The sequence below is a fragment of the Mucilaginibacter sp. P1_D10 genome (assembly GCF_056406215.1).
Window position 1 is genome coordinate 1 of record NZ_JBFUAP010000010.1, and the last position, 12780, is coordinate 12780.

19 protein-coding genes are annotated in these 12780 nt (G+C 44.4%); 11 read left to right on the forward strand and 8 right to left on the reverse strand.

Annotated features, from left to right (window positions below; all coding sequences use genetic code 11):
• Window positions 1-191 precede the first annotated feature (191 nt).
• The 7 genes from AC1DYT_RS16415 to AC1DYT_RS16445 form a co-directional block, all read right to left on the reverse strand.
• On the reverse strand, window positions 192-563 hold the full coding sequence (locus tag AC1DYT_RS16415) for a DUF4476 domain-containing protein (protein ID WP_477470657.1): 372 nt from the start codon (window positions 561-563) through the stop codon (window positions 192-194).
• A 35-nt stretch (window positions 564-598) separates the two neighbouring features.
• On the reverse strand, window positions 599-919 hold the full coding sequence (locus AC1DYT_RS16420; protein WP_477470658.1) for a hypothetical protein: 321 nt from the start codon (window positions 917-919) through the stop codon (window positions 599-601).
• A 53-nt stretch (window positions 920-972) separates the two neighbouring features.
• Window positions 973-1746 carry an HNH endonuclease gene (locus tag AC1DYT_RS16425; protein ID WP_477470659.1) on the reverse strand — a complete coding sequence of 258 codons (774 nt, stop codon included), beginning with the start codon at window positions 1744-1746 and terminating at the stop codon, window positions 973-975.
• 162 nt (window positions 1747-1908) lie between these two features.
• Window positions 1909-3300, reverse strand: a complete 1392-nt coding sequence (locus AC1DYT_RS16430; RefSeq protein ID WP_477470660.1) for a biotin/lipoyl-containing protein — start codon at window positions 3298-3300, stop codon at window positions 1909-1911.
• Window positions 3301-3530: 230 nt separating this feature from the next.
• A complete protein-coding gene (locus tag AC1DYT_RS16435; protein ID WP_477470661.1) occupies window positions 3531-3632 on the reverse strand; it encodes a hypothetical protein in 102 nt (33 codons plus the stop codon).
• A 46-nt stretch (window positions 3633-3678) separates the two neighbouring features.
• Entirely contained in the window at window positions 3679-3846 is a 168-nt protein-coding gene (locus AC1DYT_RS16440; protein WP_477470662.1) for a hypothetical protein, read from the reverse strand.
• 581 nt (window positions 3847-4427) lie between these two features.
• The gene (locus tag AC1DYT_RS16445) at window positions 4428-4793 is read right to left on the reverse strand and encodes a CoA-binding protein (protein WP_477470663.1); all 366 of its coding nucleotides are present in this window, start codon (window positions 4791-4793) and stop codon (window positions 4428-4430) included.
• Between the two features lie 190 nt (window positions 4794-4983).
• Between AC1DYT_RS16445 and AC1DYT_RS16450 the strand changes: the two genes are divergently transcribed.
• From AC1DYT_RS16450 to pyrH, 9 genes are all read left to right on the forward strand, one after another.
• Window positions 4984-5559 carry an RNA polymerase sigma factor gene (locus AC1DYT_RS16450; protein WP_477470664.1) on the forward strand — a complete coding sequence of 192 codons (576 nt, stop codon included), beginning with the start codon at window positions 4984-4986 and terminating at the stop codon, window positions 5557-5559.
• A gap of 17 nt (window positions 5560-5576) precedes the next feature.
• A complete protein-coding gene (locus tag AC1DYT_RS16455; protein ID WP_477470665.1) occupies window positions 5577-5978 on the forward strand; it encodes a hypothetical protein in 402 nt (133 codons plus the stop codon).
• Window positions 5979-6160: 182 nt separating this feature from the next.
• The gene (locus AC1DYT_RS16460; RefSeq protein WP_477461458.1) at window positions 6161-6373 is read left to right on the forward strand and encodes a hypothetical protein; all 213 of its coding nucleotides are present in this window, start codon (window positions 6161-6163) and stop codon (window positions 6371-6373) included.
• Window positions 6374-6780: 407 nt separating this feature from the next.
• Window positions 6781-7218 carry a 50S ribosomal protein L13 gene (gene rplM / locus AC1DYT_RS16465; RefSeq protein ID WP_133236292.1) on the forward strand — a complete coding sequence of 146 codons (438 nt, stop codon included), beginning with the start codon at window positions 6781-6783 and terminating at the stop codon, window positions 7216-7218.
• A 19-nt stretch (window positions 7219-7237) separates the two neighbouring features.
• Window positions 7238-7624, forward strand: a complete 387-nt coding sequence (rpsI, locus tag AC1DYT_RS16470) for a 30S ribosomal protein S9 (RefSeq protein WP_133236290.1) — start codon at window positions 7238-7240, stop codon at window positions 7622-7624.
• A 21-nt stretch (window positions 7625-7645) separates the two neighbouring features.
• Window positions 7646-8509 (forward strand): 30S ribosomal protein S2, encoded by an 864-nt coding sequence (gene rpsB / locus AC1DYT_RS16475; RefSeq protein WP_477461459.1) that lies wholly within the window; start codon window positions 7646-7648, stop codon window positions 8507-8509.
• Window positions 8510-8653: 144 nt separating this feature from the next.
• Window positions 8654-9505: a translation elongation factor Ts gene (gene tsf, locus AC1DYT_RS16480; RefSeq protein WP_477470666.1), complete on the forward strand. Its 852-nt coding sequence runs from the start codon at window positions 8654-8656 to the stop codon at window positions 9503-9505.
• Between the two features lie 152 nt (window positions 9506-9657).
• On the forward strand, window positions 9658-10779 hold the full coding sequence (gene nagA, locus AC1DYT_RS16485) for an N-acetylglucosamine-6-phosphate deacetylase (RefSeq protein ID WP_477470667.1): 1122 nt from the start codon (window positions 9658-9660) through the stop codon (window positions 10777-10779).
• 50 nt (window positions 10780-10829) lie between these two features.
• A complete protein-coding gene (gene pyrH / locus AC1DYT_RS16490) occupies window positions 10830-11534 on the forward strand; it encodes a UMP kinase (RefSeq protein WP_477461462.1) in 705 nt (234 codons plus the stop codon).
• Between the two features lie 8 nt (window positions 11535-11542).
• On the opposite strand, the gene AC1DYT_RS16495 is transcribed toward pyrH, so the two are convergent.
• Window positions 11543-11683 (reverse strand): hypothetical protein, encoded by a 141-nt coding sequence (locus tag AC1DYT_RS16495; protein ID WP_477470668.1) that lies wholly within the window; start codon window positions 11681-11683, stop codon window positions 11543-11545.
• Between the two features lie 122 nt (window positions 11684-11805).
• Between AC1DYT_RS16495 and AC1DYT_RS16500 the strand changes: the two genes are divergently transcribed.
• Complete coding sequence (locus tag AC1DYT_RS16500) at window positions 11806-12045, forward strand: helix-turn-helix domain-containing protein (protein ID WP_477470669.1); 240 nt, start codon at window positions 11806-11808, stop codon at window positions 12043-12045.
• A gap of 60 nt (window positions 12046-12105) precedes the next feature.
• Window positions 12106-12750 carry an HD domain-containing protein gene (locus AC1DYT_RS16505; RefSeq protein ID WP_477470670.1) on the forward strand — a complete coding sequence of 215 codons (645 nt, stop codon included), beginning with the start codon at window positions 12106-12108 and terminating at the stop codon, window positions 12748-12750.
• The last annotated feature ends 30 nt before the right edge of the window (window positions 12751-12780 follow it).

The following is a 12780-nucleotide window of genomic DNA, read 5'->3' on the forward strand; positions in this document are numbered from 1 at the left end:
TATCCATATTGAATCGGATAAAAAACGTCTTGCTAAAGCTTGTATTCAAACTCATTCATTCGGACACACTGTTTAATCAAGAAATCTTCATGAAAAATAAACTATCATGGCAAAAACATTTGCATATGTCATAGTAATCAACATGACGGTTATAGTTTGATCATTTTCGTGGCATCACGAAAATGATCAAACTACCTATTGCTCTTTACAAAATCCTCCAACTCGTTTTTGCTGGCCTCGTCGCCAAAAAGGTCTTGTATTTTGTCGTATTTTTTATAGTCTACCGTGTAGGCGAAGGCAAACTTAGCGCAGATGAGTTTGCTTTCATCTGCCGAGAATTGGTTAAGCAGCGTAGTCAGCTGCTCTACCGTGATGCCCTTATCCTTTACCCCCGCCTTTAACGCCTCCACCTTTTCGGCATCGCTGCCTTTTTGCTGCATACCGGTAAGGATGGCCTTTGCCTGCGCATCCGTCATGGCTTGTTTGGGGTGCTGTATTTTTTGCGAAAAGGCAAGGGTGGTTATGGTTATTAGTAAGGTGATGATGCAAAGTATCTTTTTCATGATGAGCCGGGATTGATTGATGCTAAAATAAGGAATTACCAGGTAAATGGTTTTACCTTTTCAATGGCGGCGGTAAATTCCGCCAAAGTTAATGCTGTATTTGGCGCGTCGAGGGTGTGCTCGATGGATTCGAACTCGTGCCAGGTATGGTCTAATTGGTTGTTCCATGTGTGGAAGTGGAGATCGGGCAACAGCCATTGGTCTGCGTAGAAATAAGTCTCATCGATGAGTTTGGATTGGATGAGGATTTCTAAATCCGACAAACCTACATTGTCGGGATTGACGAAGACAACCCAGCTGTGGTTTTTGTAGTTGCCGGCATCGCGGTAGCGGTAATTGAATTTAATATTGGTCATGCGGCTAATTTAGCCGGATAGGATGGGGTAGGCAATGGGATATGAGTGAAGTTTTAAATCTTGAAAGTGCTGTTATGCACTTTCAGGAACTCCACATCAATCGAAAACTTTTTGGGCGCAAACAAGGGCATGCCATCGTAAGCGATGAAGTTTTCGTGAATGCTTGGGATATTGCTGCTTTTGTGAAAGACGGATGATATCTTGATTTTGAAATCTTCGGTAATGGTTAACAGTCCCCTGTCGAAAGCCTTATCGTGCAGGCAATTTAAAGCCAGGCCATTCTTGGGATTAAGGCGATTGCCCTCGTCTTTGCTCCAAGGCAAAATATGACTGGCAACCAGCAGCGATGTTTGGTCGATACCCGTAATACAGCATTGGTTATCGAAATTGCTCAACACCATCTTGCGGAACGCCGTTTGATTAAGCCGCACCAATACAGAGCGCACGACTTCCTTGCCTTCTCTTTGCTCGAACTCTTCTTCCTCGATAGGATTTAAAGCTTCGATAGTGGTGTTCTTCTTTTGCGCGAGCAGCACTTCGCTTTCAATGAATTGCTGGTCCCAATTGTGCATATATTCTTGCCAAACCTGCTTATCCAGTTTGCTGGCGTTCTCCAAACCCCTAATACCCCGCGCCTGTAGCTTAGGGTCGAAACTGGCGAAATTGCCCAGCTTGCGGGCAATAGCCGATGGACTCCTATCGATAATGGCGGCCAACTCTTTAACCTCGGCGTTATTGGCATGCATCTGCCCGAACCGTATTTTGCTATACAGGTTTATGGCGAGGATGAGTTGCTCTTTTGTCCATAGGGTTTGTCCGGGTTTCATGTTAATTTTCTATCTCGAAAAATACATGTTTACAATCTGTATTTATGCATTCTTCGATTTTTAATTGGAGGAGGGTGTGGAGAAAGTTGGATAGCTCTTCGGTTCTTGCTCCGCAGATGGGGCAGGTGGTGGGTTGGTCAGTGGTTATTAAATAATACACTGTCATGCTAGTAGATGCGAAAAATTGCTATCAATGTCATTTAACTTATCGCCTTCTGGTATTCTCATCACCTCATCATGGCTAAGACTTACAAGTTTGTACCCATCTCTTTTTACAAGTATTGAATAAACTTGATTTGGCAGAAAACGTCTCTCACCATTGACCAACAGCCATTTTTTATTTGTCGCAGTATCTATCATTATCTTGCAACCGTATAATACTGGAATGTATAGTTGCTTATCTATTATTTGCTTTGCTTCCGTATGATTAATGGACTTCCTATCTTTTCTGTTTAAACCATAAACATGTAAAGAAAATGCACTATCATCGGCAATATATGTTAGTTTTTCGTTTTGAAAAAGATAAAGTCCTTCTCGATTGTTAAGTTCAACAATATCTCCGTCCAATAAACCGAGCTCATTAACGGGTCTGATTATTGGTTTTACCATTCTATTGACCGGATTGTTATTGATTAGGCCTTTTATTTGCGTTAAAAATTCATCTATGTGGCGTGTAATTTCCCCCAGTTTAACTCTATTATTTTCAGCTTTTTCTTCATCAATAAACTTCAATAAGTTTTCCTTTTTATTGATTTTTAGCAACTGATTTGGTTCATGTATAAAGCCTACCGAGGTGTAGTCTATCGGTGGAACGATAAATGGAACAACCTTATTGCTTAACACCCAAGCCGCTCCCATTTCGTTCAAACAAACTTCACTTGTTCTGTAGTTTTCAGAGATTATTAATATAACTAATGAGGCTTGTTGCAGCTTTTGTTTAATTGCGTCTCTGAAATCTTCGCCAGATCTTATTGAATTCTCATCTAGGGAAGTGCAGAACAACTGATCGCTTTCTATTTTTAACGACAGTTTGAGAATCTTGTCGACAAAGGCTTTGACAATTAGCGCGTCTTTAGAAGAATGGCTGATAAATATTAGCAAATCATCTACCTTCTTTTGCGGCAATTTATTAAAAAGATTGTTCGAGGATGGATCGTATTGCGTCTTTGCCGTAGCATCTAATCCAGAAACAGCCACATTCCAAGCATAGGTGTCACGCTTTGTTTCTAATGCAGCTTCTTTAGCGTTGCTGCCACTTTTTGCAGCTACCTGTATGGAAGCATCGCTATCTTTCAACAATGATTTATAATCCTCGCCCGCTTTACCCAATATAGCAATAATAGCATCAATAGGTACGGCATCACCCTCCTTTACACCTATATAAAGCAGAGTTCCATTCTGGTACAATTCAAAATCCATAGTAGCTTTGTCAGTTTCAACCTCAGCCAAAACATCGCCCGACTTTATTGTGTCACCAACTTTTTTAAGCCATTTTCCTATTACCCCTTCGGTCATAGTATCGCTCATCTTGGGCATTCTAATTACTTCAGCCATATCTTCTTATTGCTAATATTCAGGTATCAATTAGTCTTTGGGGACGCTTTTTTTGCGTAAAATCGCTTTGCCCTACCAGTTCTAAAGTAGTCCATGATTAGATTACCAAATACTCATTTAGAATATTTCCCACATTAAGACAATGATCTAAATCGAAGGATGAAAAAAGGTAAACCAACGTTCAATTAGGCTACTTAAGAATTGCTAATATAAGTTATTGAAGTAAATAATTAAATCGCATTCTTCCGCACCACCATCTCCGGCTTGGTATCCTTCCCGCGTATGCGCGACATATTGTAGCTTCGGGTTTCTTTGGAGTGTACATCGGCCATGCAGGGTAAACTTACGGTTTCCGGCTTTGTTTAGCAAGCTCACCAATTACCGGCGCATGCGGGCTTGCACATCGTATTCAGCAGCCTTTCCTCCCCAAAAACAGGCTGGAAATTCCTGGAAATCCATAGCTAAAATTGGCACAAAACCTGGAAAAACCTGGAAATTTTTTTGGAGCAGCGTATGGCCCGTTTTGCTTAAAAACGCCCTTTCCATGCAAATTAGGCCCTTTTTACAAAATAGCCCCAAAGGCCCATAAGTCCCAAAAAGCAGAGAAAAACACCGAAAAAACTCCGATTTTCTCGGGTATTTTGGTAAATTTTAGCAAAAAAACGAAGGCAAAATGAGGATACAAGGGTAGCCGGTCCGGGCACAATTTTCCGGTGTTTCCCCAAATTTCTATAAAACAAAACCTGGACAAAAACCATCCACTCACCACCCACTATTCACTAATACTGCCCAATACTCAGCAGCACAAACGTGCAGGCGTAGTCGGTTTCTATGCCCTGCGACGGAACTCCGCCTAACCCGCCGCCGCCGACTTAAGCATCAAAATTGTAAACCTATAGCCGGATTTTACTTCAGAGGTGTTTCCCTTATATCGAAAAAAGTGTCCCACCTCTTGCGACGCAAAAAATAAAAAATAGCATAATTTCCTTTAAATAAGCACTTTATGGGTTTTATCTCAAGTTTAGGGATGTTCCAAAGTGTTCCGCTGAAAACTGCAACTATTTGATAATCAGCAACCGTTTAAAAAATAGTGTCCCACATTCAAAGTGGAACACCCGGCACACTCACTAATATTGCCCAATACTCAGCAGCACCAGCGTGCAGGCATAATCTGTTTCTATGCCCTGTTCCTGTGCCATGCGGCGGAGGTCGGCGTTCTCGGTGCCGGGGTTAAAGATGATGCGTTTGGGTTTGGTATTCAGGATATAATCGTACAGTGGCGGCTGGTTCTGCGGGCCAACGTACAGGGTAATGGTATCTATATCGGTATGGATGGTCTCGGGCTTTTCGATGGGTACGCCGGCCACCTCGCCGGTTTTGATGCCCACGTTTACGATGCTATGCCCACGGCTCACCAGTCGGTTAGCGGCCAGGTAAGCGTAGCGGCTGGCATCGGGCGTGGCGCCAAGTATCAATGTTTTTTTATCGGCCATAGTTTTAGAACGTGCAAGGTAGGGATTTGGTTTTTTAGCCCCCTCTATATCTCCCCCGGCAGGGGAGAATTTACTTTTTGGTGATTTGAAGCCCTCCCTTCCGGGGAGGGTTTGGGTGGGGCTGATTTATTTTTATTTATTTAAAATGTTTTAAACCCACGGTCGTCTTTATCTTTAAACACTCATACAATTGCAAAGCGTAGTAATGCCCCAGGATAAAGAAAGCCATATCATACACACCATAAAGGCGTATGGTAAAAGCCTGTTGGGGTTTATCCGCAAGCGGGTGAAGAGCGATGCCGATGCCGAAGACATCCTGCAGGATGTTTGGTACCAGTTCAGCAACGTACTGAATTCGGAGCCCATTGAGCAAACCAGTGCCTGGCTGTACCGTGTTGCGCGCAACAAGATACTCGACAAGCATAAAAAACACACCGAAACCCTGCTGGACGATATGGCAGGCAACGATGGCGGCGAAGATGACGATGCGCCCAACTTTAGCGAGATACTCCTCGCCGAGGCCCGCACGCCCGAAACCGAATACATACGCAACCTGTTTTGGGAGCAGCTCTTCATAGCGCTTGACGAACTGCCCGAACAGCAGCGGCAGGTGTTCACCTGGCACGAACTGGAGGACATCCCCTTCGAGGAGATTGCCAAACGCACCGGAGAAAACACCAACACCTTAGTATCGCGCAAGCGCTACGCGGTACTGCACCTGCGCAAACGCCTGAAGCAGTTGTATGATGAAATGAATGATTATTGATTTAAAAAAATAAAGAAATGTACACAAAACATAAAGCAAAGCTATTCCTGATACCTTTTGGGATAGCAGCCATATTAGCCCTTATTAGTTACGTAGTAATGCAGCTTTGGAACCACCTGCTGCCCGATATACTGCACGTTGGCACCATTACTTATTGGCAGGCCATGGGGATATTCATCCTGAGTAAGATACTCTTCGGCTTTGGTGGCAAAGGCGGCGGTGGTGCCCCATGGATGCGCCGCAAGCAAATGATGGAAGAACGCTTCCGCAACATGAGTCCCGAAGACCGCGAGAAATTCAAGTCCCAATGGAAAGACCGCTGCGGCTGGGGCCGTAGGGGCGAACACCGCCGTGGCGGCTGGGACGCCTTCAGGGACGAAAAACCCGAAGCCGACTTTAAGGAAGAAGAGAAAAAATAACAACCAAAACTCCATGTCATTTCGAGGCAAGCGCAGCGACGAGAAATCTTGTTAAATAAGCACATCGAACATGCAAGGTGGCGATCCTTGCATCAACAACAAGATTTCTCCCTCGCTATCGCTTGGTCGAAATGACAAAAGGGTTTTATCTATATATACATCACCCACAAAAACACCAACCTATGGATGTGCTGATATTTAAAACAAGCGTAGCCACGCCCAGGCAGGCAAACCGCTTACAACCATTGCTAAGCGCGCTATCAGATATCAAACGCTACACCTTCGATCTGGAAGATTGCGACCGCGTGCTCCGCATCGTAAGCACCCGTATCGAACCACAAACCATCAAGCATATCCTTAGGGTAGCGGGGTTTAGCTGCGAAGAGTTGGTTTAAGAGCTGGCTGTATAAAGTAGCAGTAGCAGTAGCAGTTGCAGAGTGCAGACTCCTGCTACCGCCACGGCCGCTTTCCTTCTGCTACCGCCACTGCTACTTTCCGCCTGCTACTGCCACTGCTACTTTCCGCCTGCTACTGCCACTGCTACTTTCCTCCTGCTACTGCCACTTCCCCCTGCTACCGCCACTGCTACTTTCCTCCTGCTACTGCCCACTTCCCCCTGCTACTGCCATTTCCCCCTGCTCAGAAACCCCTAAACCAGCCTCCATACCACACCATCTACCTCATTTAAAATCAAGGGGCTGCAAAAAGTAAATACCATTTGTAAATTTAACAAATACGCGTATCTTTGCAGTCCCGTAATTACGGGGTATAGAATACGTTTAATAAATTTAATTTAAAGCAAGTGAATACGTTAAGTTACAAAACTGTCTCAGCCAACAAGAAAACCGTTAGCAAAGAATGGGTTGTTGTTGATGCAAACAATGAGATTTTGGGGCGCTTGTGTACTAAGATCGCTATGATGATCAGAGGTAAGCACAAGCCAGGTTTCACCCCACACGTAGACTGCGGAGATAACGTTATCGTTATTAATGCAGACAAGATTAAACTGACCGGAAACAAGTTTAGCGATAAAACTTATGTTTCTTACACTGGTTATCCAGGTGGTCAGCGTTTCATTTCTCCAAAAGAGTTAATGGCAAAACATCCTGAGCGTGTGATTGAAAAAGCCGTACGCGGTATGTTGCCTAAAAATCGTTTAGGCCGTGCTATTTACGGTAACCTGCACGTTTATGCAGGCGCAGAGCACCCTCATGCAGCTCAAAATCCAAAAACCATTTAATTAACAGGAGAAAAGAAAAATGCCAACAACTAACACTTCAGGCAGAAGAAAAACAGCAGTTGCCCGCATCTATTTAACTGATGGTGCAGGCGCAATTACCGTAAACGGTAAAGATTACAAAGAGTACTTCCCTACCTTACCTTTACAATACATCGTTATGCAAAGCACAGAAGTTTCTGGCTCGGCTGGTAAATTCGATGTAAAAGTAAACGTAGCAGGTGGTGGTGTAAAAGGACAGGCAGAAGCCGTTCGTTTAGCTATTGCGAAAGCTATTGTTGAACTGGATCCGGAGAAAAAACCGGCACTGCGCGCTAAAGGTTTGATGACACGTGATGACCGCATGGTTGAGCGTAAGAAACCAGGTCGCAGGAAAGCACGTAAGAGATTCCAATTCAGTAAACGCTAAAATTTTAGGAGGACAACAACAATGGCAAGAACAACATATCAGGATTTACTGGATGCAGGTGTACACTTTGGCCACCTTACCCGCAAATGGGACCCGAAAATGTCACAGTACATTTTTATGGAGCGCAACGGTATCCACATTATCGATCTAAACAAAACCTTATCTAAGGTTGAAGAAGCTGCTGCAGCTATAAAACAAATCGTAAAATCGGGCCGCAAGGTATTATTCGTAGCTACCAAGAAACAAGCTAAGGATATCGTAGCCGAGCAAGCGAAACTGGTAAACATGCCCTACATCACCGAGCGTTGGTTGGGTGGTATGTTAACCAACTTTGCTACCGTACGCAAGTCGATCAAAAAGATGTCTAACATCGATAAATTGACTAAAGACGGTACTTACAGCAACCTTTCTAAAAAAGAAAGATTGATGATACAGCGCGAGCGTATCAAATTAGAAACTTTGCTTGGTGGTATATCGGATCTTAACCGTTTACCTGCTGCTTTGTTCCTTATCGACGTGAAGAAAGAGCACATCGCTGTTTCAGAAGCTTTGAAATTAAACATCCCGACTTTCGCGATGGTTGATACAAACTCTGATCCTTCTAACATCGATTTCCCTATCCCGGCTAACGACGATGCTACCAAATCAATCTCTTTGATTACCGGTATCATCATCAAAGCTATCGAAGAAGGTTTGGAAGAACGCAAACGCGATAAAGAAGACGAGACTGAAAAAGAAGCTGCTGCTGCTAAAGCAAAGGCTGACGCACCGGAAGTTACAGATCGTTCTGCAGCTACCGAAGGCGGTAAAAGGAGAAGGACCGCAGAAGTTACAGCAGAAGCTGCTGAAACCGAAGCCCCTGCTGCTGAGTCAACAGAAGAATAATATTGGTGAGTGGTGGGTAGTGAATGGTGAGTTGTTCCAACCCGCTGGTTACTATTCACCACTTATTCATTAATAAAATTTGGTGTTTGGAGATAGGATGTAAAACTACTCACCACTCACTATCCACTATTTAACTAAAATACAATGTCTACAGTACAAATCTCTGCATCTGATGTAAACAAACTGCGCCAGCAAACCGGTGCAGGCATGATGGATTGCAAAAAAGCTTTAACTGAAACCAACGGCGATTTTGAAGCTGCTATTGATTTTTTAAGAAAAAAAGGAGCTAAAGTGGCCGCAAGTCGTCAGGATCGCGAAAGCAACGAAGGCGTTGTTATATCACGTACTTCAGCAGATGCTAAACGTGGTGTTATCATCGAACTTAACTGCGAAACAGATTTCGTAGCTAAGAATGCCGAATTCGTAGCATTTGCCAACGAAATTGCTAACATTGCTGTTGAGGCTAACCCAAAAAACATCGAAGAGCTTTACGCTTTAAGTATCGACGTTGAAAACGCTAGTGTTAAAATTGGTGATGCTATCATCGATAAAACAGGCAAAATCGGCGAGAAAATCGGCGTATCTAAATACGAAGTAATCGAAGGCGAAAAAGTTATCGCTTACATACACGGTAACTTCCGTTTAGGCGTATTGGTTGGCTTAAGCAAAAATGTTGATGGTGCCGACGAAGCAGGTAAAGACGTTGCCATGCAAATTGCTGCCATGAACCCGGTTGCTATAGATAAAGATGGTGTTGATGCATCAGTTATCGAGCGCGAGCTTGAGATTGCAAAAGACGTTATCCGCGCAGAAGGCAAGCCAGAAGCAATGGTTGAAAAAATCGCTGCCGGCAAGCTGAACAAATTCTACAAAGACTCAACCTTACTAAACCAGGAGTTTGTAAAAGACTCTTCGAAGAACGTAAGCCAGTTTTTGGATAGCATTGATAAGGGCCTTACCGTTACCGCATTTAAGCGGGTAGCTTTAGGAGCTTAAATATATTATCCCCCTCGTTTTTAACGAGGGGGATTTTTTTTGCTTGCCCCACCCAACCCTCCCCTGAAAGGGAGGGCTTTATTGTGAAAGGGGACGCTATGGAATACAAATTAAAGTCTCCCCCTTCAGGGGGAGATTTAGAGGGGGCTAATATGATAACAGCACTTCATAATCTTAAACTCATCTCTAACGGTGCCATCACCGATGGTAAAGCAATCCTAATTTCAGGCGATAGCATTGTCGACGTGGTTGACCAGTCGGCCATCCCGCAGGAAGCATCAAAAAAGGATTTGCAAGGCGCATACCTCGCGCCCGGCTTAATAGATCTGCAGATTTACGGCAGCGGCGGAAAATTGTTCGCCGGCACGCCGGAAGTGGCTGCTTTAAAGCGAATGGAAGATGACCTGCTTAACCAGGGCACCATCGGCTTTTTTGCCACCATTGGTACCAACACCAACCAAATTGTTGAGCAAGGCATAGCTGCGGCAATAGCCTACCGTGCCGAAGCACGCGGATGCTTCTGGGGTTTGCACCTCGAAGGCCCATACCTGAACCCCGCAAAAAAAGGCGCACACCCCGAAAAGTATATCAAAAAAGCTACCCTTGCCGAAGTAAAATGCTGGGTGGAGAGTGCCGAAGGCACCATTAAGATGATTACTATTGCGCCCGAACTGCAGGAGCAGGAGGTGATAGATTATCTGCATGCGCAAGGCATCATTATATCATCGGGCCATAGCAATGCCACTTATGAGCAGGGCAAGGCGTTCTTAAACAGACCCATCCCGGCGGTTACGCACCTGTTTAACGCCATGCCGCAGATGCATCACCGCGAGCCGGGCTATATCCCTGCGATATTCGAAGAAAAACCCTACACCAGCATCGTAGCCGATGGCAACCACGTAGATTGGCCCATGATACGCCTGGCCAAACGCGAATTGGGCGATAAGCTTTTCCTGATAACCGATGCCGTTACCGCTGCCACAGAAGGCGCTTACCAGCACCGTTTAGAAGGCGGTAAATACGTAATGCCCGATGGTACACTTTCCGGCTCGAGTTTAACCATGCTGAAAGCGGTGCAAAATTGCGTAGAAAAGGTGGGCATTGAATTAGCTGAGGCCATCAACATGGCATCCAAATATCCGGCTGAGTTATCAAAAATGAACCTTAATGGCCAAATCGTTGCGGGTTTTTACGCTGACATGCTCATTTTTGATGAAAATTATCAAATTAAGGGAACAATATTAAAAGGGAATTTATTAACAGAGGCGATATAAAGTTTTAACAATACCATTAATTAACTATTTTTGACAAATCATCCTTCTACATGAAATACAAAAGAGTTCTCCTAAAGCTTAGCGGCGAATCCCTGATGGGGCAAAGACAATACGGTATTGATAACAACCAGGTCTTGCAATACGCGCAAGACATCAAAGCCGTAAAAGAACAAGGTATAGAAATTGCAGTAGTAGTAGGAGGTGGCAACATCTTCCGCGGCCTGAGTGCCGAAAAAAGCGGCATGGAACGCGCCCAGGCAGATTATATGGGCATGCTGGCCACCGTAATAAACTGTATGGCGCTACAGAATGCATTGGAAAGCGTGGGAGTTGATACCCGCCTGCAATCGGCCATTAAAATGGAGCAGATTTGCGAACCATACATCCGCCGCCGTGCTATGCACCATTTGGAATGCGGCAAAATCGTCATCTTTGGCGCAGGCACAGGTAACCCGTATTTTACTACCGATACTGCTGCATCGCTACGCGCTATTGAAATAAAAGCCGATGTGGTTTTAAAAGGTACCCGCGTAGATGGTATATACACCGCCGATCCGGAGAAAGACCCATCCGCAACCCGTTATGATGAAATATCTTTCCAGGAAGTGTATGATAAAGGTCTTAGCGTAATGGATATGACCGCCATTACCCTTTGCCAGGAAAATAAGTTGCCTATTATCGTATTCGATATGAACAAACCGGGCAACTTTATGAAGATTGCTCAGGGCGAACCCATTGGTACGCTGGTAAAATAAAGAATTGTTTACAAAGAATAAAAAAGCGCCATGCCGGTTTTACCGTTCATGGCGTTTTGGCTTATTGGGAATAATTGTTTTACTATTTTTTCATCGTACAGAGCCCTTTCGCGCTTTAAAACCACCGGTTTTGCCTGTTTTTTTGGCATTTTCTGCCCGCCGAATCTTTTTTCAAAAAAAAATTAACCAAAAACTAATCCAAACAAAATCCGCGTGTAATTTATTCTCGTTTATATATGAATTATAGCATCCCCCTCTATTGAAACAGACAATGAAGAATTTGTTGAATTTTAAAGTAAAAGCAGTAGCGGCCAACATCCGCAACAAACGAGAAGAATTGAATTATACCCAGGAATATTTAGCTGCAAAGCTCAGTATTTCGCAAAACGCCTACAGCAAAATTGAGCTTGGGTACACCAAGATTACCGTCGAGCGCCTGTTCCAGATCGCTGATGTGCTAGAGACGGACGTGCTCGAGCTTATCAAAACGGAGGATGCCGAGGCAGCATAATTTCATAAATTAACCGGAAACCAAATCTGATAAAATATATTTGCGGCAAATTGTGATGATATGAGCCATGCAGATATAATATCCCAAACCATCCGTTTTGTGCAGGATACCCTTAAGGGTGCCGAGGGTGGCCATGATTGGTGGCACATCAATCGCGTGCACACCAATGCCAAACGCATTGCTCAATCAGAAACGTGCGATGCCCTGGTTGTTGAGCTTGCAGCACTGCTGCATGATATAGCCGACAGCAAATTCCACAACGGCGATGAAGAGATAGGGCCCAAAACCGCTGGTGATTTCCTCCATAGCATCGCAGTCGATGCCGCCACTGTGGAACACGTACAGCAAATCATCAGGCACATGTCCTTTAAATCCAGTTTCGATAAGGTAACCTTTTACTCTCCGGAGCTTGGCGTAGTACAGGATGCCGACCGGTTGGATGCCATTGGTGCTATTGGCATTGCCCGCGCATTTACCTACGGCGGCTTTAAAGGTCGCGAAATTTACAACCCCGATATTGTGCCGAACCTTAACATGAGTAAGGAAGCGTATAAAAATACCGCAGCGCCCACCATCAACCACTTTTACGAAAAACTACTGTTGCTTAAGGATAAGATGAACACCGATACCGGCAAGCAAATGGCGGCCCAAAGGCATCAGTTTATGCAGGATTATCTGCAGCAGTTTTACAGCGAAGTGCAATAACCAATAGCCTCATTCCCTTGTTATAACATT